Raw genomic sequence first — 22,290 nt, forward strand, 5'->3', positions numbered from 1 at the left:
GTATTCAGGTGTTGCCCCGGGCCGGCCGGCCCGGGGCATGGTGCGATGCGCCTCAGGCGACCAGGTGGTCGACCTCCACGCGGTGGCGGTCGGCCAGCGTGGCCACGGCCCGCTCGACCTCCCGCTGGGTGTGCTGCGCGTCCCAGCCGAGGAACCGGGCGCAGTGTCCGGCCACCTCGTCAATGAGCTCGGCCGTCACCAGGCCCCGGAAGGCCAGGGAGGTCCGGCGGATGAGGATGTCGATGGCGTGCCCCACCTGCTCGTGCAGCGCCATCCACTCGAGCTCGCGGACGCTCAGCTCCTTGGTGCTCTGAAGCAGACTGTCCTCCCCAGCGCGGAGGAATTCAATGACTTCCGAAGCACGCGTTCCGTACCGGGCGAGGAGGACCTCGGCGCGGGCCGCGTCGATCTCCCCGCCGGTGTGGGCCTTGAGCCAGCGCTCTGTCGCCTCGGGCGTCGACGGGAAGCCCTGCCCGCCGCCGATCGGCAGCTCGCCCGTGCTGACCTTCCGGGTGCGCCCGATCAGGCCGAGGACCTCGTTCGCGAGGTGCTCGGAGAGCGCGCGGAAGGTGGTCCACTTCCCGCCCACGAGGCTCAGCATCGTCTGTCCGGAGCCGCCCGGCAGGGGTGCTCGCTCGATCCGGTAGTCGCGCGAGACGAACCCCGGGGCGGTGTCGTCGTGCCGCGGGAGCGGGCGGACGCCGGAGAACGTGTAGACGATGCTATTCCTGCCCACCTCGATGGTGGGGAAGACATGGTGGATGAGGTCGAAGAAGTAGGCGATCTCCTCGTCGGTGCACGTGGGGGTGAGGTCGTCGCCCGCGTCGATGTCGGTGGTGCCCACGAGGACGCGGTCCCCCATCGGGTAGATCAGGACGATGCGGCCATCGCTGTGCTCGAAGAAGATCTCGCGCCCCGCGCAGGCCGCCAGGAGCTCGGGATGGTCGAGGACGATGTGCGAGCCCTTCGTACCGCCCATGAACTTCGTCGGGGCGCCGAAGGAGCCGTTGGTTGCGTCGACCCAGGCGCCGGTGGTGTTGACCACCACGTCTGCGGTGAAGTCGAACTCCTCGCCGGTGAGCTCGTCGCGGAGCCGCACCGCCGCGCCGTCGTGCGCCGAACCGGCCGAGCGCCCGGTGAGGCCGACCGCCGAGACGTAGTTGGTGGCGCGCGCGTGGGCGCCGGCGGCGAGGCCGTCGCGCAGGACGTCGAGGGTGAGCCGCTCGGGGTTGTGCACCGAGGCGTCGAAGTAGGTGGCCGTGTACTTCAGATCCGGCCGCAGGCGCGGGAGCTCCGCGAGGGCCTTCTTCCGGCCGAGGAACCGGTGGCGCGGCACCGTGCCGCCGTTGCGCGAGAAGGCGTCGTAGAGGCTCAGCCCGAGCTTGATCAGGACGGCGCCGCGCTCCTGCGGCTTCCCCGAGCGGTGGGTGAGGAAGCGCAGCGGGGCGTTCAGGATGCCCGAGAAGGTGGAGAAGATCGGGATCGTGGTCTGCAGCGGCTTGACGTAGTGCGGGGCGATCCGCAGGAGCCGGTTGCGCTCGACCACGGACTCGTTGACGAGCCGGAACTCGCCATTCTCGAGGTAGCGGATGCCGCCGTGGATCATGTGCGAGGACGCACCGGAGGCGCCGTCGCAGTAGTCGCCGCGCTCCACCAGCGCCACGTCGACGCCCTGGAGGGCGAGATCGCGGAAAGTGCCGACGCCGTTGATGCCGCCGCCGATGATCAGGACCTTCGCGTGGGGCGCGGCCTTGAGCGATGCGACGCCTGCTCGGGGGTGGGCTGGGCGTGGTGGGGATTCTGGGGCACGTGGACCTCCTTGGCCTAGGTTGTGCGTGGCGCTCCCGCTATTCTTGGAAGGGCTGCGAAAGAAGTTCAAGCAGTCTGCACGAACGTGCAGAAAGGACCGCCGTGGGACCCTCCGAGACCGATCCGCACCGGGCGCCTGTGAGACAAAGCTCACCCGGGACCATTTCCCGCCGGCACCAGGACGCCCTCCTCGCTGCCCGCCTGTACTACCTGCAGGACCTGACGATGGACGGGATCGCGCGCCAGCTGCGCACCTCGCGCTCGACCGTGTCGCGCCTGCTCACTCTGGCCCGGGAGTCAGGGCTCGTCCAGATCCAGATCCACAGCCCGATCGATTCGGCCGTGGAGCTCGAGACGGCGGTGGCCGAGCAGTTCGGCATGGCGCCGTCCTCGGTCCACGTGGTCCCGCAGGTCGAGAACCTCAACGAGGCGGAGACCTTGGACCGCGTCGCGATGTACGCGGCCCGGACGCTGACCCCCTTCGTCTCGTCGAGGACCGTCATCGGGATCGCCTGGGGCTCGACGCTGAGCGCCATGAGCCGCTACCTCAACCGCAAGCCCACCCACGGGACGACCGTGGTCCAGCTCAACGGCGCCGCCAACACCCAGACGATGGGACTCGGCTACGCGAGCGAGATCATGCGGCGCTTCGGGAGGGCCTTCGACGCCGATGTCGAGGAGTTCCCGGTCCCCGCGTTCTTCGACCGGCCCGAGACCAAGGACTGGATGTGGCGCGAGCGCAGCGTCCGCCGCGTCCTCGCCGTCCAGGAGCGCATGTCGCTCGCGGTCTTCGGCGTCGGCTCGGTCGGCGCCGAAGTGCCCAGCCACGTGTACTCCGGCGGCTACCTCGACCGCGACGACCTCGAGTCCCTCGCCGCTGAGGGCGTGGTGGGAGACGTGGCCACGGTCTTCTTCCGGGCGGACGGCTCCTCCGACGGGATCGGCCTCAACGCCCGCGCCACAGGCCCGGACTTCGCGGCACTGCGCAGGGTCCCCCGGCGGCTGTGCATCGTCTCCGGGCCGTCGAAGGCGGAGGCGCTGCGCGGTGCCCTCAACGCGCGCCTGGTCACCGACCTCATCGTCGACGAGGCGACCGGCAGGGCCCTGCTGACCGAGCACGCCTAGTGCGGCTGCCGGACGGTCGGCTGATCCGGCCGGGCACGCCGGTAGGGTGGAGACCATGATCGCCTCCCCCACGGTCCCCCTTGCCCGCGGCGTGGCCATCCCCCAGCTCGGGTTCGGCCTGTACAAGGTGCCGCCCGAGGACGCGGAGCGGCTCGCGGGCGACGCCATCGCGGCCGGGTACCGGAGCCTCGACACGGCGGCGATGTACGGCAACGAGGCGGGCGTGGGCCGCGCCGTCCGCCGGGCGATGTCCGACGACGCCCCCTCCGGCCGCCTCGACCGCACCGAGCTGTTCGTCACCACGAAGATCTGGAACACGGACCAGGGGTACGACGCCGCCCTGCGGGCCTTCGACCGCAGCCAGGCCGAACTCGGGCTGGATGTGGTGGACCTGTGCCTCATCCACTGGCCGTGCCCGCGCCGGGACCTGTACGTCGACACGTATCGCGCGCTGATCCGGCTGCGCGAGGACGGAAGGGTCCGCGCCGTCGGCGTGAGCAACTTCCAGCCCGAGCACCTGCGCCGCCTCGTCGACGCGACCGGCGAGGTGCCTGCCGTGAACCAGGTCGAGCTCCACCCGTGGCTCCAGCAGCGCGAGCTGCGCGCGCTCCACGCTGAGCTCGGCGTTGCCACCGAGGCCTGGTCCCCGCTCGCGCGCGGGCACATCCTCGAGGACCCGGTGCTGCGCGGGATCGCCGAGGCGCACGGCGTGAGCGTGGCCCAGGCGGTGATCCGCTGGCATCTCGAGGAGGGGACGATCGTGATCCCGAAGGCGAGCAGCCCGCAGCGGATCCGCGAGAACGCGGACGTCTTCGGCTTCGCGCTCACCGACGGCGAACGGGAGCGGATCGCCGGCCTCGACCGGGGCTTCCGGAGCGGCTCCCACCCCGATGACGTCAACTGAGAAGGACATGACCCCCATGACGCTGGCCGCAGAGCCGTTCCTGTCCGAGCAGCTGGCCGCGCGGGAGCGCCTCGATACCGTCGACGTCGCGGGCGCGCCCACGGCTGTCTTCACCTATGAGCCGGTCAGCCGGCCGGGGACACCGCCGAGCGCCGACGCACCGACCGTCCTCGCGGTCCATGGCTTCCGCGGCACGCATCACGGACTGCTGCGGATCGTCGATGCCCTCCCCGACGTGCGGTTCGTCATGCCGGACCTGCCCGGCTTCGGCGCCTCCGGCGTCCTGGCCGGCGAGCATTCGATCGACGGCTACGTCCGCTGGCTCGCCTTCCTCGCTGACGGGCTCGCCCTCGGGCGGGACACGGTGCTGCTGGGGCACTCCTTCGGGTCCATCGTCGCGGCGCACTTCATGGCGCGGCACCCGGGCCGCTTCGAGCGGCTCGTCCTGGTCAATCCGATCTCGGCACCGGCCCTCGAGGGGCCCCAGGCCGTCCTCAGCCGGCTCGCCGAGTTCTACTACTGGGGCGCCGCCGCCCTCCCGTCCCGTCCGGGCACCGCCCTGCTGCGCAGCCGCGCTGTGGTGCGCCTCATGAGCGAGGCCATGGCGAAGACCCATGACGCCGGCCTGCGGGCCTTCGTCCACGGGCAGCACCGCGAGCACTTCAGCGAGTTTGCCGCGCGGTCCTCGCTGCTGGAGTCGTTCCGGGCCTCGATCTCCCACGACGCGGCGGAGGTCGCGGACCAGCTGCACCTTCCGGTGCTGCTCGTGGCGGGCGAGCGGGACGAGATCGCCGCACTGCCGGATGTGCGGCGCTTCCACGCGCGTCTGGCCGATTCGCGCCTGACCGTGGTTCCCGGGGTCGGACATCTGATCCACTACGAGACGCCCGGTCCGGCGGCGGCCGCGATCGCCGACTTCATCTCCGAGAGGACGGCATGAGGATCCTCATCGACGCCCGCTTCACGCGCACGGACCAGCACGACGGCATCAGCCGGTTCGGCGCGAGCCTCATCGAGGCAGTGGCGCGCCGGGCCGACGTTGCCATGCTGATCAGCGACGACCGGCAGCTCGCACTCCTGCCGCCCGTGCCCCACGTCAAGGTGACGAGCCCGCTGTCTCCGCGCGAGCTGTTCATCGCCGCCCAGGTCAACCGGCTCCGGCCCGACGTCATGTTCTGCCCCATGCAGACGATGGGCTCGTGGGGGCGGCGGTACCCGCTCATCCTCACCCTGCACGACCTCATCTACTACGAGCATCCCGAGCCGCCCGGGTTCCTCCCCGCGCCCGTGCGCGTGCTGTGGCGCCTGTACCACCGCGCGTACTGGCCCCAGCGGGTCCTGCTGAACCGGGCCGACGTGGTCGCCACCGTGAGCCACACGACCCGCTGGCTCATGTCCGAGAAGCGTCTCACCCGCCGCCCCGTCCGGATCGTCGGCAACGCCCCCCAGGGCGGCCGCGAGCCGAGGCCTGCGGCGGCCGGCGCCGAGAAGACCCTGCTGTACATGGGGTCCTTCATGCCGTACAAGAACGTCGAGACGGTGATCGCGGGCATGGGGCACCTCGCGGACTACGAGCTGCACCTCCTCTCGCGGATCTCGCCGGCCCGGCGCGCCGAGCTCGAGTCCCTCGTCCCGGCCGGGGCCCGCGTCGTGTTCCACGGCGGCGTGTCGGAGGAGGACTACGAGTCGCTCCTGAGGCGCACCACCGCGCTGGTGAGCCTGTCCCGCTCCGAGGGCTACGGGCTGCCCCTCGTCGAGGCGATGAGCCTGGGGACGCCCGTGGTCGCGAGCGACATCCCGATCTTCCGCGAGGTCGGCGGCGCAGGGGCGTCCTACGTGGACCCTGACTCGCCTGCCGACTTCGCCGCCGCCGTCCGCGCGCTCGAGGCCCCCGGCGCCTGGGAGGCGGCGTCCGCCGAGGCCCGTGCCCAGGCCGCGACGTTCAGCTGGGACGCCTCCGCCGAGGCGCTGCTCGCCGCCGCCCGCGAGGCCATCGACTCCCACGCGCGGCGCAGCCGGCGCCGCTGATCCCCTGCGGCACGTCCGCGCCCTGCAGGGCGTGGGCCGGCCCGCTCACAGCACGCTGCTCACAGCAGGTCGCTCACAGCAGGTCGGGGGCGTCGATGCGGAGGGTCACCGGGCCGCCGGAGCGCCGGACGGCGAGGGAGATCCGTGCCGCGTGCAGGCCGCGGGCCACGGCCGGACCCGCGGCAATCGGGAAGAAGGCGAGGGCCTGTGCCGGCTCGCCCGGGACGGGGCCCACGAGGCGCACGCCCGGCAGCGACGTCACGTCCCGCGCGACGTCGAGGAACGCCTCGACGTCGCCCATGGCACCGGTGACCGCCGCGGTGCGTACCGCCGGCGGCAGCGACAGCTCGCGCCGCAGGGCGAGCTCCCGTGAGGCGAACCCCGCCGGATCCCAGCGCACGAGGGCGGCCAGCGCCTCGCTCTCCCCTGCGGTGATGACCACCCGGCCGCCGGCCGACGCCGGGCGCACGAGGGCGGCGGCGTTGAGCCACCGGCGGAGGGCCTCCTCGGGCGCGCGCAGGCTCTCCCGGCGCAGGAGCGCCTCCCCGTCGAGGAGGAGCGCGGCGGCATAGCCCTCGGGCGCCAGGGGCTCGGCCCCCACCGTGGCCACGACGAGGGCCGGCGACCCCGGGACCTCGGACTTGACTGAGTCGCCGGCCGAGGTGACCACGACCGCTCCGGGGAAGGCTCGGCCGAGCTCCTCGGCCGTGCGCAGGGCGCCGATCGCGGTGCGCCTCAGGGCGTGGGCTCCGCAGACGCGGCAGGAGAAGGCGAGCTCGGGTGTCCCGCACCACCGGCAGGCCACGAGGCGCTCGCGGCCCGAGGGCTGCTCGGCGAGCGGCCCGGAACAGTGCCGGCACCGCGCCGGCTCGCGGCAGCGCTCGCAGGCGAGCGACGGGGCGTAGCCCGCCCGGGCCACCTGCACGAGCACCGGGCCCTCGGCGAGGGCCTCGCGGGCCGCCTGCCAGGCCGCGTGGGGCAGCCGCGCGACGCGGGCGAGCGGGTCGCGCGCGGATTCGATGCTGTCCGCCGTGCTCGTGATCCGGGGCGTGGAGGCGCGCAGCGCCGCCCTGCCCGGAGCGATGCGCTGCAGCCAGCCCGACTCGACCAGTCTCTGGGCCTCGACCGAGACGGCGTGGCCCGCGAGCAGCGCCGCGCAGCCGGCCTGGTCGGCGCGCAGGAGCAGGACCTCGCGGGCGTGGAAGTAGGGCGCCCGCGGCTCGAGGTACAGGTCGTCGCCGTCGTCCCAGCAGACCACGAGCCCGAGGTCCTGCACGGGGGCGAACACGGCCCCGCGGGTCCCCACCGCGATCCGCGCCCTGCCGGTGAGGAGCTCGAGGAAGGCCCGGGAACGGGCGCTGGGGCCGTCCTCCGCCGAGAGCCTCACGGCCGGTTCGCCGGGGAGCGCAGCCTGGAGCGCCGCGTGCATCCGGTCGAGGTCCCGCCGGTCGGGGACCACTACGAGGGCTCCCCGCCCCGAGGAGCGTGCGGCCGCCACGGCAGCGGCGATGGTGTGCGGCCACGCGTCGGGCCCGTAGCCGTGGGCGGTCTGCAGGACGGCCCGCGGGCTCCCGCCGGCCGCCACGTGGCGCAGGAACGCGCTGCCGGGGTTCAGCTCGCTCCAGCCGGCGTCGGCGCGCGGCGCGGCCGGCGGCTCGGGTGCGGGCCCGGCGGCCTCCCCGGCCCGCGCGGCGAACTCGGCCTCGACCTTGACGGCCCGCGGCGGGACGGCGAAGCGCAGGACATCGCCGAGGGCGCCGCCCCACCGCTCGGCGACGGCGGAGGCGAGCTCGGCGATCTCGGGAGCCAGGACGGGCAGCGGCGAGAGCACGGCGCCCAGCGGCGAGAGCCGCACTCCGGCGTCGGACGAATCGCGCCGTTCGAGCAGGAACCCGACATGCTCGCGGCCGGCGATGCGGACCTTGACGCGCACGCCCGGCGTGGCCGCGTTGTCCAGCTCCTCCGTCACGAGGTAGTCGAAGAGCCGGTCCAGCTGGGGCAGCGGGGACTCGACGCACACGCGCGCCACCGGCAGCTCACGCGCCGGCCGCGGACCGGGCTGGGCCTGCTCGGGCAGCGGGAAGCCGGTCAGCAGCGACGGCTGGACGGGCTCGGCGGGCTGCTGGCTCGCGCTCATCGCCCGCGCCTGACGCGGCTCACGCCCCGAAGAAGTCCTTCAGATCCTGGACGCGGTCCAGCCGCTCCCAGGTGAAGTCCGGCTCCTCGCGGCCGAAGTGACCATGGGCGGCGGTCTTGGCGTAGATGGGGCGCTTGAGGTCGAGCGCCTCGATGATGGCCCGTGGTCGCAGGTCGAAGACCTCGCTCACGGCCGCGCTGATGCGCAGCGGGTCCACGCTCTCGGTGCCGAACGTCTCGACATAGATCCCCACGGGGCGGGCCTGCCCGATCGCGTAGGCCACCTGGATCTCGGCGCGCCGCGCGAGGCCCGCGGCGACGACGTTCTTCGCGACCCAGCGCATCGCGTAGGCGGCGGAGCGGTCCACCTTCGACGGGTCCTTGCCGGAGAAGGCCCCGCCGCCGTGGCGCGCGAACCCGCCGTAGGTGTCGACGATGATCTTGCGGCCGGTCAGGCCGGCGTCTCCGACGGGGCCGCCGATGATGAAGGCGCCGGCGGGGTTGAGGATGCTGCGAACATGGTCCGATTCCAGCTCGGCCAGGGCCAGGACAGGCTTGACCACGTGGTCCGCGAGGTCGGCGCGCAGGGTGGCAAGGTCGGTGCCCTCGGCGTGCTGGCTCGAGATGACGATGGTCTCGACGCTCACGGGGCGGTCGCCGTCGTAGCCCACGGTCGCCTGGGTCTTGCCGTCGGGCCGCAGGTACGCGAGCTCGCCGTTCTTGCGCACCTCGGTCAGGCGCTCGGAGAGGCGGTGGGCGAGCCAGATCGGCGTGGGCATGTAAGTGGCCGTCTCATCCGAGGCATAGCCGAACATGATGCCCTGGTCGCCGGCGCCCTGGAGGTCGTACTCGTCCTCCATCGTGCCCTCGCGGGACTCGAGGGAGTTGAACACGCCGTCGAAGATGTCGGAGGACTGCTGGCCGATCGAGACCGAAACGCCGCACCGCGCGCCGTCGAAGCCGTTGGCCGAGGAGTCGTAGCCGATCCCGAGGATGGTGTTGCGCACGATCTGCGGAATCTCGACGTACGCGTCCGTGGTGACCTCGCCCGCGACGTGGACCAGGCCGGTGGTGGCCATCGTCTCCACCGCGACCTTGGACTCCGGGTCGGCCGCGAGGAGCGCGTCGAGGATGGAGTCGCTGATCTGGTCGCAGATCTTGTCGGGATGCCCCTCGGTCACGGATTCGGAGGTGAAGAGGCGCAGGGCAGTGGTGCCGGAATCGGGAGCGTGGGTCACTGGTCCACTCTACTGGGTCGTGCGGGCGGCGAGCTCACAGGTGATCCGGCGCACGACGGCGGCCGCCACCTCGTCCTTGCTGCCCGCCGCGTGCTCGGGCTCGCCATCGCGGGCGAGGATGAGCACGGAATTGCTGTCCCGGCCGAAGACGCGCTCCGACCCCGTCGCGTCGTCGCCGACCTCGTTGAGGACGAGCAGCTCGCACCCCTTGCGGGCGAGCTTCGCCCTGCCGTAGTCGAGGGCGCTCGAGGCGTCGTCGCCGGTCTCTGCGGCGAAGCCCACGATCAGCTGGCCGGGCTCGGCGTCGTTCCGCCGCTGCACGAGCTCCACCAGGACGTCGGGGTTGCGGACGAGGGTGATGACGGGATCGGCGGCGTCGTCGCGCTTCTTGATCTTGCTGGCCTGCGGCTCGGAGGGGCGGAAGTCGGCCACCGCGGCGGCCATGATGACGACGTCGGCGCCCGGGGCCTCGGCGAGCATGGCCTCGCGCAGGTCGAGCGCAGACCCCACGCTGACGACCCGGGCGCCTTCGGGCGCCGGGACGTCCATGTGGGCGGCGACCAGGGTGACGTCGGCGCCCGCGTCCGCGGCCGCGCGCGCGAGGGCGGCGCCCTGCTTGCCGGAGGAGCGGTTGCCGAGGAAGCGCACGGGGTCGAGGGGTTCGCGGGTGCCGCCCGCGGAGACCAGGACGCGGCGGCCTGCCAGCGGCCCGGCGGGGCGGCCGGCGTCGTCCTCCGAGGGTCCGCCCACGAGGGCGAGGGCGGCGCCGAAGATCTCCTCCGGCTCCGGGAGCCGGCCGGGGCCCGAGTCCGCGCCCGTGAGGCGCCCGGAGGCGGGCTCGAGGACGTTCACCCCCCGCTCGCGCAGGAGCGCCACGTTGGCCCGGGTGGCAGGATGCTGCCACATCTCGGTGTGCATGGCCGGCGCGAGCAGCACCGGGCAGTGGGCCATGAGGAGCGTGGTGGTCAGGAGGTCGTCGGCGTGGCCGCCCGCGGCGCGGGCGAGCAGGTCAGCGGTCGCGGGGGCCACGACCACCAGATCGGCCTCGTGGCCGAGGCGCACATGGTTGACGGTCTCGACTGCCTCGAAGACGTCGGTGCGGACCGGCTTGCCCGAGAGGGCCTCCCACGTCGCCTTGCCGACGAAGCTGAGCGCGGCCTCGGTGGGCACCGCGGTGACGTCGTGCCCGGCCTCGGTGAACAGCCGCAGCAGCAGGGCCGCCTTGTACGCGGCGATCCCGCCGCCGACCCCCAGGACCACGCGCACGCAGCCGACCTCCTCCTGGCTCCCGGCCCCTACTGGTCCTCGGACTCCGCGGGGGCCTCTTCCTCGGCGGCGGGGGTTGCGACGAGGAGACCCTCGTTGATCTCGCGCAGGGCGATGGAGAGCGGCTTCTCATTCAGGCGGGTGTCGACGAGCGGGCCGACGTACTCGAACAGGCCCTCGTGCAGCTGGGCGTAGTAGGCGTTGATCTGCCGGGCACGCTTCGCGCCGAAGATCACGAGGCCGTACTTGGAGTCGGACTTCGTGAGGAGGTCGTCGATCGGCGGGTTGATGATGCCTTCGGGGGTCGAGGACACAGTTGGTCTCCAATGCTCTTTCGTAGCGGATGGCCGGCGCGCTAGCGCGACGCGGGCCGGGCGTGCGGCGTCAGTCCCATGAGTGACACAAGCTCATCTGCCGCGCGCTTCACGTCGTCATTGACGACGGTGACGTCGAACTCGGGCTCGGCAGCGAGCTCTATTTTAGCCGTTTCGAGCCGGCGCTGCTGTTCCTCGGCCGTTTCGGTGCCGCGCCCGCGCAGCCGGCGCACCATTTCGTCCCAGCTCGGAGGGGCCAGGAACACGAACTGCGCGTCCGGCATCGCTGCCTTCACCTGCCGCGCGCCCTGGAGGTCGATCTCGAGCAGGACGTGCTTCCCGGCGGCGATCGCCTCCTGGACGGTGCGGCGCAGCGTGCCGTAGCGGTTCTGCCCGTGGACCACGGCCCACTCAAGGAATGCACCCTCGGCGACGAGCCGCTCGAACTCGGTGGGGCCCACGAAGTAGTAGTGCACCCCGTCGACCTCGCCCTCGCGCGGGGCGCGGGTCGTGGCCGACACCGAGAGCCACACCTCCGGATAGGTGTCCCGGATGTAGGTCGAGACCGTGCCCTTGCCCACAGCGGTGGGTCCCGCGAGGACGGTCAGCCCGCCGTGCCCGGCCTCGGTTGCGGCCCTCTGGCCCTGTGCGTGCTCCACGCTGTCCCTTCGTCTCAGCCCGGGGCGCCCCGGGCATGCTTCAGCCTGCCAGAAAATCTACCAGCGCCCGCCGCTGGTGGACGCCGAGGCCCCTGAGCCGGCGGCTCGGAGCGATGCCGAGTGTGGCGAGGATCGCCCGGGCGCGCACCGGTCCGATGCCGCGGAGGGACTCGAGCATCTCGGTGACCCTCAGCCGTGCGAGCGCCTCGTCGAGGTCCGCCTGGGCGAGGAGCTCCTCCACTGTCAGCTCACCCGACTGGAGCGCTGCCTTGGCGCGCGAACGGGTCCCGCGCGCCTCGACCGCCTTCCCCAGTGCCGCGCGCCTCTCCTCGGGTGTCAGGGGTTCCAAGGCCACTGCGCCGCCTCCGTGCTCGCCCGGATCGCTCGGGAGCCCGCGGCCACAGCGGCACGCGGACTCCCCTAGAACGTAGACCGGCGCGACTCAGCCCCGCAAGCCCTCGAGGGTCCGCTCCGCACGGGCCCGCACCCCCTGCGGCCCGGGGCCGCCCGCGAGGATGTCCCGGCTGGACGTCCCCAGCACCCGCGTGTAGGCGGCCCCGAACGTCTCCTTCAGGACTGCGGGGGTGGCTCCCTGGGCGCCGAGGCCCGGGGCGAGGATCGGGCCGCCCATCGCGGCCAGGTCGAGGCCGAGGCGGCCGATGGCGTCCCCGACCGTAGCGCCCACCACGAGGCCCACGGAGCCGTGGCCCCGTTCAGCTCCCGCGTACCGGCGGTTCTCCGCGGCCGCGGCGTCCACGATGCGGCGGGCCACGGAGGCCTCGCCGCCCACGTGCTGGACCGAGGCGCCCTCGGGGTTGGAGGTCAGCGCGAGCACGAACACGCCGCGGCCGGTCTCCGCGGCGGTGTCGAGCGCGGGACGCAGCGACTCGAACCCGAGATACGGGCTGAGGGTGACGGCATCCGCCGCGAGCGGGGACCCCTCCCCCAGCCAGGCCTCGGCGTACGCCGCCATGGTGGAGCCGATGTCCCCGCGCTTCGCGTCGGCGATCGTGAGCAGTCCGGCGTCGGCCGAGGCCGCGAGGAGCTCCTCGAGCGCCGCGATCCCGGCCGAGCCGTGGCGCTCGTAGAGGGCGACCTGCGGCTTGAGCGCCGCAGCGACGTCGGCGACCCCCTCCAGGACCGCAGCCGAGAAGCGGCGGAGGCCCTCGGCGTCGTCCGTCAGCCCCCAGGCGGCCAGCAGCGACGGGTGCGGGTCGACCCCGACGCACAGCGGGCCCCTGGCGGCCATGGCCCCGGCGAGCCGCTCGCCGAAGGGCGAGCGGCCCACCGGGAGGCCGGCGGGCTCAGGCACGGGCCGGCTCCGCGGCCAGCTCGGCCGGCGCAGCCGATGCGCCGCGGACCGAGGCGGCGTGCTCCTGCAGGCTCGTCACGTCCCACTCGAAGCTGCGCATGGCCTCGATCGCGAGGACCGCGAAGTTGAACTCCGCGACCGTCGTGATGCAGGGCTTCCCCACCGACGTGGCGGCGGCCCGGATCTCGTAGCCGTCGCCGCGCGCGGCGCCGCCCGAGGGCGTGTTGAAGACCATGTCGACCTTGCCGTCGTTGATCAGGTCCACGATCGTGCCCTCGCCGCCGTCGCTGACCTTGCGCACCACCGTGGCGCTGATGCCGTTGCGGTTGAGCACGGCGGCGGTGCCGCCCGTGGAGAGGATCTCGAAGCCGAGGTCGGAGAGCTTCTTCACCGCCATGATGATCGAGCGCTTGTCCCGGTTGGCCACCGAGACGAACACCCGGCCAGAGGTCGGCAGCGAGCTGTTTGCCGCGGCCTGGCTCTTGGCGAACGCCGTGTCGAAGTGCTTGTCGATGCCCATGACCTCGCCGGTGGAGCGCATCTCCGGACCGAGCAGGCTGTCCACGACCGTGCCCTCGGGCGTGCGGAAGCGGCTGAACGGGAGCACGGCCTCCTTCACGGCCACGGGCGCGCTCTCGGGCAGCACCGCGCCGTCGCCGGTCTCGGGCAGCATGCGGTACGCGCTGCGCAGCTGCTTGATCGTCACGCCCGTGCCGATGAGGGCGGCGGCCTTGGCGAGCTGGACGCCGGTGGCCTTCGAGACGAACGGCACGGTGCGGGAGGCGCGCGGGTTGGCCTCGAGCACGTAGAGGACGTCCGCGGCGAGGGCGAACTGGATGTTGATGAGCCCGCGGACGCCGACGCCCTCGGCGATCGCCTCGGTGGCGGCCCGGACGCGCTCGGCCACGTCGGTGCCGAGGGTGACCGGCGGCAGCACGCACGCGGAGTCGCCGGAGTGGATGCCGGCCTCCTCGATGTGCTCCATGATCCCGCCCAGGTACAGGTCGGTGCCGTCGTAGAGGGCGTCGACGTCGATCTCGATCGCGTCCTCGAGGAAGCGGTCGATCAGGACCGGGTGGTCCGGGGTGATCTCGGTCGCGTTGTCGATGTAGCGGCGCAGGTTGGGCTCGTCGTAGACGATCTCCATGCCGCGGCCGCCGAGCACGTACGAGGGCCGCACGAGGACCGGGTAGCCGATCTCGTCCGCGATGCGCCGCGCCTCCTCGAAGGAGACGGCGGTGCCGTTCTTCGGCGCGACGAGGCCGGCGTCGTCGAGCACCTTGGCGAAGGCGCCGCGGTGCTCGGCGAGGTCGATCGCCTCGGGCGAGGTGCCGAGGATCGGCACGCCCGCGTCGGCGAGCTGCTGGGCCAGCTTGAGGGGCGTCTGGCCGCCGAGCTGGACGAACACCCCGATGACGCCGCCCGTGCGCTCCTCCGCGGCGATGACCTCGAGCACGTCCTCGAGCGTGAGCGGCTCGAAGTACAGGCGCGTGGAGATGTCGTAGTCGGTGGAGACGGTCTCGGGGTTGCAGTTGACCATGACGGTTTCGTAGCCGGCCTTGCGCAGCGCCATGGTGGCGTGGACGCACGAGTAGTCGAACTCGATGCCCTGGCCGATCCGGTTGGGGCCGGAGCCGAGGATGATGATGGAGGGCTTCTTGTGGAGCTCGACCTCGTCCTCCTCGTCGTAGGACGAGTAGTGGTACGGGGTGTACGCGGCGAACTCGGCCGCGCACGTGTCCACGGTCTTGTACACCGGGCGGACCCCGAGCGCCTGGCGCACGCCGCGGACCACGGCCTCCGAGGAGTGGGTCAGCGCCGCGATCTGCTCGTCCGAGAAGCCGTGGCGCTTGGCGAGCCGGAGCACCTCCTCGGTGAGCGCCGGGGCGGCCTTGATCTCCGCCGCGATCTCGTTCAGGAGGACGAGCTGGTCGAGGAACCAGGGATCGATCTTCGTCGCCTCGAACAGCTCCTCGACGGTCGCGCCGCCGAGGAGGGCACGCTGCACCTGGGCGAGGCGCTGCGTGGTGGGGCGCTTGGCCTGCTCGACGAGTTCGGCGACCTCGTAGTCCGGGACCGGCGAGAAGTCGAGCTGGGCGCCCTTCTGCTCGAGGGAACGGAGCGCCTTCTGCAGGGCCTCGGTGAAGTTGCGGCCGAGGGCCATCGCCTCGCCGACGCTCTTCATGGTCGTGGTGAGGGTCGGGTCGGCGGCGGGGAACTTCTCGAACGCGAAGCGCGGAACCTTGACGACCACGTAGTCGAGCGTCGGCTCGAAGCTGGCCGGCGTCTTCTGGGTGATGTCGTTCGGGATCTCGTCGAGCGTGTACCCGAGGGAGAGCTTCGTGGCGATCTTGGCGATCGCGAAGCCGGTGGCCTTGGAGGCCAGGGCGGAGGAGCGGGAGACGCGCGGGTTCATCTCGATCACGACGACGCGCCCGGTGGCGGGGTCGACCGCGAACTGGATGTTGCACCCGCCCGTGTCCACGCCGACCTCGCGGATGACGGCGATCGCGACGTCGCGCAGCTTCTGGTACTCGCGGTCGGTGAGCGTCAGTGCCGGCGCGACGGTGATCGAGTCTCCGGTGTGCACGCCGACGGGGTCGAAGTTCTCGATCGAGCACACGACCACGACGTTGTCGTTCTTGTCGCGCATCATCTCGAGCTCGTACTCCTTCCAGCCGAGGATGCTCTCCTCGAGGAGCACCTCGGTGGTCGGGCTGTACTGGAGGCCGGCGCCGGCGATGCGGTGCAGGTCCTCCTCGTTGTAGGCCATGCCGGAGCCGAGGCCGCCCATCGTGAAGGAGGGGCGGACCACGACGGGGTAGCCGAGGTCCTCGACGGCCGTGAGCGCCTCGTCCATGGTGTGGACGATGTGGCTGCGGGCGCTCTCCGCGCCGCAGCGCTCGACGACGCCCTTGAACTTCTCGCGGTCCTCGCCGAGCTCGATCGCGTCGACGTTCGCGCCGATGAGCTCGACGCCGTACTTCTCGAGCACGCCGTTCTTGTCGAGCGCGATCGCCGTGTTGAGGGCGGTCTGTCCGCCGAGGGTCGGCAGGACCGCGTCCGGGCGCTCCTTGGCGATGATCTTCTCCACGACGTCCGGGGTGATGGGCTCGACGTAGGTCGCGTCCGCGAGCTCCGGGTCGGTCATGATCGTGGCGGGGTTCGAGTTGACGAGGATGACCCGCAGGCCCTCCTCCTTGAGCACCCGGATGGCCTGCGTGCCGGAGTAGTCGAACTCTGCGGCCTGGCCGATCACGATCGGGCCGGAGCCGATGACCAGGACGCTCTTCAGGTCTGTGCGCTTGGGCATTACTTCTTCGCTTCCTCGGTCTCAGGGGTCTTGGTGCTCGCGGACGACGACTCCATCAGGTCGATGAAGCGGTCGAACAGGTACGCGGCGTCGTGCGGGCCGGCCGCGGCCTCGGGGTGGTACTGGACGGAGAACGCCGGGATGTCGAGGCACGCGAGGCCCTCGACGACCTGGTCGTTGAGGCTGATGTGGGAGACCTCGACGCGGCCGTAGCGCTCCTCCGGCGCCGTCGTCGCGCCCTCGAGCGGGGCGTCGACGGCGAAGCCGTGGTTCTGGCTCGTGATCTCGACCTTGCCGGTGCGGCGGTCCATGACGGGCTGGTTGATCCCGCGGTGGCCGTAGCGCAGCTTGTACGTCCCGAAGCCGAGGGCCCGGCCGAGGATCTGGTTGCCGAAGCAGATGCCGAAGTAGGGCAGCTTCTCATCGAGCACCGAGCGCAGCAGGCGCACCTGGGCGTCCGCCGTGGCCGGGTCGCCCGGGCCGTTGGACATGAAGAAGCCGTCGGGGCCGACGGCCCGCACGTCCTCGATGGTCGCGGTGGCGGGGAGCACATGCACCCGGACGCCCCGCTCGGCGAAGCGGTGGGGGGTCATGGCCTTGATGCCGAGGTCGATGGCCGCGATCGTGAAGCGGGGCTCGCCCTCCCAGCCGTGCTCGGCCGGCTCGACCGTGTAGGCGGTGTCCACGCTGACCTCCTCGGCCAGGCGGGCTCCCTCCATGGGCGCGCTCGCGCGCACGTCCTCGAGCAGCTCCTGGTCGGGGCGGCGCGCGGCGTCGCCTGAGAAGATGGCGGCGCGCATCGTCTTGTGCTCGCGCAGGTGGCGGGTGATCGCGCGCGTGTCGACACCCTGGATGCCGACGATCCCCTGGGCCTCGAGCTCCTCGTCCAGGCTGCGCTCGCTGCGCCAGTTGGACGGTCGGCGCGCGGGGTCGCGGACCACGTAGCCGGCGACCCAGATGCGGCGGGACTCGGCGTCCTCGCTGTTCACTCCGGTGTTGCCGATGTGCGGCGCGGTCTGGACGACGATCTGCCGCGCGTAGGACGGATCGGTGATCGTCTCCTGGTACCCGGTCATGCCGGTCGCGAAGACGGCCTCGCCGAAGGTGGTTCCCACGACGCCGTAGCTGTGGCCGCGGAACGTCGTCCCGTCCTCGAGCACGAGGACGGCGGGCTGCCGCGTCCTGGTGCCCTGCGCCGGGCCGCCTGCGGCTGCCGCTGTCCCTGCCTCTGGCACGCTGGTGGCGTTCTCAGTCACTGCTCACTCTTTCCCTGACCCGCGGCGCGTCCGGCCGCGGAACCCATCACATTCTCGATTGCTGCCACGAGGGCGTTCTTCTCTTCGGCGTAGCGGGGTCGGAACCCCGTCTCGACGGCGGTCTCCCCGAGGAGCCAGCCGACGACGACAAGGCCGTCCTTCTCGACGAACTTCCCGGCCATCCCGGAGGCGAGGCCTACATCCTGCAGGTCCTCACGCGGGATGAAGACGGCACTGGCGCCCGACCGGTCGAAGGCCACGCCGTCGTCGAGGACCACGGCGTCCGCCCCTGTCCGCACTCCGAGGCCGTGGGCGGCCACGCGGTCCAGCCAGTCCCCCGCCGTGGTCGTGACGACGTACTGGCCGCTGCATCGGTAGCGCTCGGCGCCGGCGTCCGCCGGGACCGGACGGGGCGCCGGGATCCCGGACTGCCGTCTGAGCCGCCCGCGCCATCCACGCCACATGAGGCCGGCGAGGACCACGGCCAGGGCGAGCATCGCCAGGCCCGGTCCGAGGCGGTCCATCAGCGCTCCCCTGCGTGCGCGCCGGCGAACGCGGGGTGCGGGGCGTTGAGCGCGCCGTCGAGCACCGTCGGATGGCCGGCGTAGAAGGTCGCGATGACCCGTCCGGGCAGCTCGCGGCCCGCGAAGGGCGAGTTGCGGCCCTTGGTGGCCTGGGCAGCCGGGTCCACCGTCCACCGGGCGGCCGGGTCCACGAGGACCAGGTGCGCGGGCTCGCCCTCGGCGAGCGGACGGCCGTGGTCGCTGTCCCGGCCGATCTTTGCGGGTGCCTCGGACATCGCGCGGGCCACGTCCCGCCAGCCCATGAGGCCGGTCTCGACCATCGCCAGCTGGACCACCGAGAGCGCCGTCTCGAGGCCCGTCATCCCCATCGCGGCCTGCACCCACTCGCACTCCTTGTGCTCGCTCGGGTGGGGGGCGTGGTCGGTCCCCACGACGTCGATGGTGCCGTCGGCGAGGGCCGCGCGGAGCGCCTCGACGTCGTCGTGCGTCCGCAGCGGCGGATTGACCTTGTACACCGGATCGTAGGTGCGCACGAGCTCGTCGGTGAGCACCAGGTGGTGCGGGGTGACCTCCGCCGTCACGTCGATGCCGCGGGCCTTGGCCCAGCGGATGATCTCGACCGACCCGGCGGTCGAGACGTGGCACACGTGCAGGCGCGATCCCACGTGCTGGGCGAGGAGGACGTCGCGGGCGATGATGCTCTCCTCCGCGACCGCGGGCCAGCCCGGGAGGCCGAGGACCGAGGACACGGCGCCCTCGTTCATCTGCGCGCCCGCGGTGAGCCGCGGTTCCTGCGCGTGCTGGGCGACGACGCCGTCGAGGGCCTTGACGTACTCGAGGGCACGGCGCATGAGGACCGGGTCGTGGACGCACATGCCGTCGTCGGAGAACATCCGCACGGCCGCGGCGGACTCGGCCATGGCGCCGAGCTCCGCGAGCCGCTCGCCCTTCAGGCCCACGGTCACGGCCCCGACGGGACGCACGTCCGCCCAGCCGGCGCGGCGTCCGAGGTGTGCGACCTGCTCGACCACGCCCGCGGTGTCGGCGACCGGATTCGAGTTGGCCATCGCGTGCACGGCCGTGTAGCCGCCCAGGGCGGCGGCCTTCGATCCCGTCTCGACGGTCTCGGCGTCCTCACGGCCCGGCTCGCGCAGGTGCGTGTGGACGTCGACGAGCCCGGGCAGCGCGACCAGGCCGTCGGCGTCGACCACGGTGGCGCCGGAGGCGTCGAGTCCGGACCCGACCCCGGCGATCACGCCGTCGGCGATGAGGAGGTCGGCGGAGGTCTCGCCGTACAGGGAGGCGCCCCGGACGAGGTAGCGCGGCGAAGCCGTCATGAGGCTGTCTCCTTCAGCTCGGGGGCGGCCGCGGGGTAGCCCGCGGATCCGCCGGACATCAGCAGGTAGAGCACGGCCATGCGCACGGAGACACCGTTCGCGACCTGCTTGAGGACCTGGGACCGCTCGGAGTCCGCGGCGGCCGAGGAGATCTCGAGCCCTCGGACCATCGGCCCCGGGTGCAGGATGACGGTGTCCTTCAGGCCCAGCTCCGACAGGCGGGCGAACCGCTCGTCGCCGAGGCCCCAGCGGCGGGAGTACTCGCCCGTGGAGGGGAAGTAGGAGGCGTTCATCCGTTCGGCCTGGACGCGCAGCATCATGATGGCGTCCGGGCGCGAGGCGATGGCCTCGTCGAGGTCGTAGGTGACCTCGCACGGCCACCCGTCGAGACCGATCGGCAGGAGCGTGGGCGGGGCGACGAGCGTCACGTGGGCCCCGAGGGTGGCCAGCAGCCACACGTCCGAGCGGGCCACGCGGGAGTGCAGGATGTCGCCGACGATCAGGACGCGCGCGCCTGCGAGGTCGGCCCCCGCGGACGGCGTGCCCGAGAGGCGGGAGAGGTGGCGCCGCAGCGTGAACGCGTCGAGGAGTGCCTGGGTCGGGTGCTCGTGGGTCCCGTCGCCCGCGTTGACCACCGCCGCGCTGATCCAGTCGGTCACGGCGAGCCGGTGGGCGGCGCCGGAGGCGGAGTGGCGGAGGACGACCGCGTCGGCGCCGATGGCCTCGAGCGTCTGGGCGGTGTCCTTGAGGGACTCCCCCTTCGAGACGGACGAGCCCTTCGCGGCGAAGTTGATCACGTCTGCGGAGAGCCGCTTGGCCGCGGCCTCGAAGGAGATGCGCGTGCGGGTCGAGTCCTCGAAGAACAGGTTCACCACGGTGCGTCCGCGCAGGGCGGGCAGCTTCTTGACCTCGCGGGAGTTGACCGCGCTCATCTCCTCGGCGGTGTCGAGGATGCGGATCGCGTCCTCGGCCGAGAGGTCCTTCGTCGAGAGCAGGTGCTTCATCCGTGTGCCGCCTCCTCGGGGCCCTCGATGGCCACGAGGTCCTCGGGGAAGCCGGAGCCGGCGTCGACCTCGGCGAGGCGCACGCGCACCTTCTCGGCGCGGGAGGTGGGAAGGTTCTTGCCGACATGGTCGGCGCGGATCGGCAGCTCGCGGTGGCCGCGGTCGACGAGTACCGCCAGGCGCACCGAGCGGGGCCGGCCGAGGTCGACGAGGGCGTCGAGGGCGGCGCGGATGGTGCGGCCGGAGAACAGCACGTCGTCGACGAGCACGACCACCTTGTCGTCGATCCCCCCGGGCGGAAGGATCGTGCGGGCCGGCGGGCGGGTGGGCTGCCGCGAGAGGTCGTCGCGGAACATCGTGATGTCGAGCTGGCCGACGACGGCGGACGGGTCCACCGCGGGATCGGCGGCGGCGAGCTTCGCCGCGAGCCGGACGGCGAGAGGATAGCCCCGGCGCGGGATGCCGAGGAGGACGATCCCTTCGGGGCCGCGGTTGGCTTCGAGGATCTCGTGCGCTATGCGCGTCAGCGCGCGGTCGATGTCGCCCCCTGAGAGGACAACCCGGCCGGCACTCACGCTGCGCTCTTCTGCAGAGGCAGGTGCCACAGCAGACCCCTTTCCCCGCCTCACAGGACGGAATTAAATGAGGAAAACTGTCGATCCACGCTATCACAGGCCCGCCGCCCCGGACGCCCGGTGTGGGCGCCGTCACGCGCCCTCCCGCGCCGCCGGGCCGGAAGCATCGAGGCGGCGCTAGCCTTGGGCCATGACGAGCAACGAGCCGCCGCGGTGGGAGCAGCCCGAGCCCGGAAGCTACGTCCCGCCGCCCCGCCCGTGGCAGCCGCCTGCAGCGCCCGCGGGTCCCGCGGCGCCCGCACCGGGCACTCCCCCGGCGTCCGCGCCGGCGGCTGGGCCGGGCGGCGCGTGGCCGCCGCTCGCGCTGCCGCCCGCGCGCGGGCCGCGGATGCGCCCGGGGGCGCTCGCGCTGCTGCTGGGCGGTGCCGCGGCGCTGCTCGCGGGGCTGGCCGTGGTGGTTCCCTTCCTGCTGCGGGCCACGGGGAGCTCCGGGCTGCTGGTCGGCTTCGTGCTCTCCCTGTTCCCGCTGGCGATCGTGCTGCTTGCGGTCTTCGCCGTAGACCGCTGGGAGCCCGAGCCGCGGGGACTGATCGTCCTGGCGCTCGTCTGGGGCGCCGTCATGTCGGTCGCGGCGACGGCGTTGATCCAGCCGCTGTTCCTCGACGCCTTCGGACCGCGCTCCGGCGCCGCCGCGACGCTGCGGTTCCTGGCCACGGTCGAGGCGCCCGTCGTCGAGGAGAGCGCCAAGGGGCTGGGTCTGCTCATCCTCATGCTCGCGGCGCATAAGTATGTCGACGGGCCGGTGGACGGGATCGTCTACGGCATGACGATCGCCGCGGGGTTCGCCTTCACGGAGAACATCCTCTACTTCGGCCGGTTCTTCAGCGAGACCTCCGGGTCCGCCGCGTCGCTGGCCGTCATCTTCACGATGCGCGGAGTGCTCTCCCCGTTCGCCCACGCGATGTTCACGGGGACGCTCGGGCTCATCATGGGGCTCGCCGCCCGGCGCTGGAGCCCGGGCCTGGTCGTGGGCGCGTTCCTCGTGGGCCTGGCCCCGGCCATGCTCCTGCACAACATCTGGAACAGCGGCGGGGAGGACTTCTTCCTCCTCTACGTCCTGGTCCAGATCCCGCTGTTCGGGGCGGCCGCGCTGGGGGTGTACTTCCTGCGGCGGGCCGAGGCGCGGCTCACGCACGCGCGCCTCGTGGAGTACGCCCAGGCCGGCTGGTTCTCGCCCCTCGAGGTCGAGATGCTCGCGACGCCGCGGGGCCGCAGCGCGGGCCTGAGGTGGGCAGGCGGCGTGGGCAGGCGCCCCGCGATGCGGTCATTCATCCGCACCGCGACGGACCTCGCGGCGGCGCGCCAGCGCGTGCTCAGCGGTCGCGACGTGCGCGGCTACGCCGCGGCCCAGCAGGAGCTCCTGGACCGCATAGGCCGCGAACGTGACGCGCTGCTCGGGGTGTCCGGCGGCCGCCCGCAGCTGTGAACCG

The 22,290-nt window shown here is 72.6% G+C and carries 18 protein-coding genes and 1 pseudogene; 5 read left to right on the top strand and 14 right to left on the bottom strand.

The genetic code is table 11. The features are described from left to right. Positions 1–52: 52 nt before the first annotated feature. A pseudogene (locus SA2016_RS10575) lies at positions 53–1,774 on the bottom strand (glycerol-3-phosphate dehydrogenase/oxidase); the annotation flags it as partial. Positions 1,775–1,947: 173 nt separating this feature from the next. Between SA2016_RS10575 and SA2016_RS10580 the strand changes: the two are divergent. From SA2016_RS10580 to SA2016_RS10595, 4 genes are read left to right on the top strand one after another with little or no spacing between them, the layout of a single operon-like run. Next, the gene (locus tag SA2016_RS10580) at positions 1,948–2,934 is read left to right on the top strand and encodes a sugar-binding transcriptional regulator (protein ID WP_229710928.1); all 987 of its coding nucleotides are present in this window, start codon (positions 1,948–1,950) and stop codon (positions 2,932–2,934) included. 55 nt (positions 2,935–2,989) lie between these two features. After that, positions 2,990–3,838, top strand: coding sequence for an aldo/keto reductase (locus SA2016_RS10585; protein WP_066497891.1), 849 nt, complete (start codon positions 2,990–2,992; stop codon positions 3,836–3,838). Positions 3,839–3,854: 16 nt separating this feature from the next. Continuing rightward, a complete protein-coding gene (locus SA2016_RS10590) occupies positions 3,855–4,778 on the top strand; it encodes an alpha/beta fold hydrolase (protein ID WP_244932818.1) in 924 nt (307 codons plus the stop codon). After that, positions 4,775–5,866 (top strand): glycosyltransferase family 4 protein, encoded by a 1,092-nt coding sequence (locus tag SA2016_RS10595; protein ID WP_066497894.1) that lies wholly within the window; start codon positions 4,775–4,777, stop codon positions 5,864–5,866. Before SA2016_RS10590 ends, SA2016_RS10595 begins: the two co-directional genes overlap by 4 nt. A gap of 73 nt (positions 5,867–5,939) precedes the next feature. Here the strand turns inward: SA2016_RS10595 and SA2016_RS10600 are convergent, their stop codons facing one another. The 13 genes from SA2016_RS10600 to pyrR form a co-directional block, all read right to left on the bottom strand. Further along, positions 5,940–8,003: a primosomal protein N' gene (locus SA2016_RS10600; RefSeq protein WP_066497896.1), complete on the bottom strand. Its 2,064-nt coding sequence runs from the start codon at positions 8,001–8,003 to the stop codon at positions 5,940–5,942. 19 nt (positions 8,004–8,022) lie between these two features. After that, complete coding sequence (metK, locus tag SA2016_RS10605; RefSeq protein ID WP_066497898.1) at positions 8,023–9,240, bottom strand: methionine adenosyltransferase; 1,218 nt, start codon at positions 9,238–9,240, stop codon at positions 8,023–8,025. Between the two features lie 9 nt (positions 9,241–9,249). Further along, a complete protein-coding gene (coaBC, locus tag SA2016_RS10610) occupies positions 9,250–10,506 on the bottom strand; it encodes a bifunctional phosphopantothenoylcysteine decarboxylase/phosphopantothenate--cysteine ligase CoaBC (RefSeq protein WP_066497901.1) in 1,257 nt (418 codons plus the stop codon). Between the two features lie 29 nt (positions 10,507–10,535). Next, positions 10,536–10,820 carry a DNA-directed RNA polymerase subunit omega gene (rpoZ, locus tag SA2016_RS10615; protein ID WP_066497902.1) on the bottom strand — a complete coding sequence of 95 codons (285 nt, stop codon included), beginning with the start codon at positions 10,818–10,820 and terminating at the stop codon, positions 10,536–10,538. 41 nt (positions 10,821–10,861) lie between these two features. After that, on the bottom strand, positions 10,862–11,479 hold the full coding sequence (gene gmk, locus SA2016_RS10620; RefSeq protein ID WP_066497903.1) for a guanylate kinase: 618 nt from the start codon (positions 11,477–11,479) through the stop codon (positions 10,862–10,864). A 40-nt stretch (positions 11,480–11,519) separates the two neighbouring features. Beyond that, positions 11,520–11,834 (bottom strand): integration host factor, actinobacterial type, encoded by a 315-nt coding sequence (gene mihF, locus SA2016_RS10625; protein ID WP_066497904.1) that lies wholly within the window; start codon positions 11,832–11,834, stop codon positions 11,520–11,522. Positions 11,835–11,921: 87 nt separating this feature from the next. After that, positions 11,922–12,791 carry an orotidine-5'-phosphate decarboxylase gene (pyrF, locus tag SA2016_RS10630; RefSeq protein WP_066497906.1) on the bottom strand — a complete coding sequence of 290 codons (870 nt, stop codon included), beginning with the start codon at positions 12,789–12,791 and terminating at the stop codon, positions 11,922–11,924. Then, positions 12,784–16,104 carry a carbamoyl-phosphate synthase large subunit gene (carB, locus tag SA2016_RS10635; protein WP_066497909.1) on the bottom strand — a complete coding sequence of 1,107 codons (3,321 nt, stop codon included), beginning with the start codon at positions 16,102–16,104 and terminating at the stop codon, positions 12,784–12,786. Before carB ends, pyrF begins: the two co-directional genes overlap by 8 nt. After that, entirely contained in the window at positions 16,104–17,339 is a 1,236-nt protein-coding gene (gene carA, locus SA2016_RS10640) for a glutamine-hydrolyzing carbamoyl-phosphate synthase small subunit (protein ID WP_084249762.1), read from the bottom strand. Before carA ends, carB begins: the two co-directional genes overlap by 1 nt. Before the next feature lie 17 nt (positions 17,340–17,356). Beyond that, on the bottom strand, positions 17,357–17,884 hold the full coding sequence (locus SA2016_RS10645; RefSeq protein WP_066497912.1) for a PH-like domain-containing protein: 528 nt from the start codon (positions 17,882–17,884) through the stop codon (positions 17,357–17,359). Beyond that, on the bottom strand, positions 17,884–19,221 hold the full coding sequence (locus SA2016_RS10650; RefSeq protein ID WP_066497913.1) for a dihydroorotase: 1,338 nt from the start codon (positions 19,219–19,221) through the stop codon (positions 17,884–17,886). Before SA2016_RS10650 ends, SA2016_RS10645 begins: the two co-directional genes overlap by 1 nt. Beyond that, positions 19,218–20,225 (bottom strand): aspartate carbamoyltransferase catalytic subunit, encoded by a 1,008-nt coding sequence (locus SA2016_RS10655; RefSeq protein ID WP_066497915.1) that lies wholly within the window; start codon positions 20,223–20,225, stop codon positions 19,218–19,220. Before SA2016_RS10655 ends, SA2016_RS10650 begins: the two co-directional genes overlap by 4 nt. After that, positions 20,222–20,830: a bifunctional pyr operon transcriptional regulator/uracil phosphoribosyltransferase PyrR gene (gene pyrR / locus SA2016_RS10660; protein WP_276508653.1), complete on the bottom strand. Its 609-nt coding sequence runs from the start codon at positions 20,828–20,830 to the stop codon at positions 20,222–20,224. Before pyrR ends, SA2016_RS10655 begins: the two co-directional genes overlap by 4 nt. Before the next feature lie 160 nt (positions 20,831–20,990). On the opposite strand from pyrR, the gene SA2016_RS10665 reads away from it, so the two are divergent. Then, positions 20,991–22,286, top strand: a complete 1,296-nt coding sequence (locus tag SA2016_RS10665) for a PrsW family intramembrane metalloprotease (protein ID WP_066497919.1) — start codon at positions 20,991–20,993, stop codon at positions 22,284–22,286. Positions 22,287–22,290 lie beyond the last annotated feature (4 nt).

It is taken from the genome of Sinomonas atrocyanea (genome assembly GCF_001577305.1).
Classification (GTDB): Bacteria; Actinomycetota; Actinomycetes; order Actinomycetales; family Micrococcaceae; genus Sinomonas; species Sinomonas atrocyanea.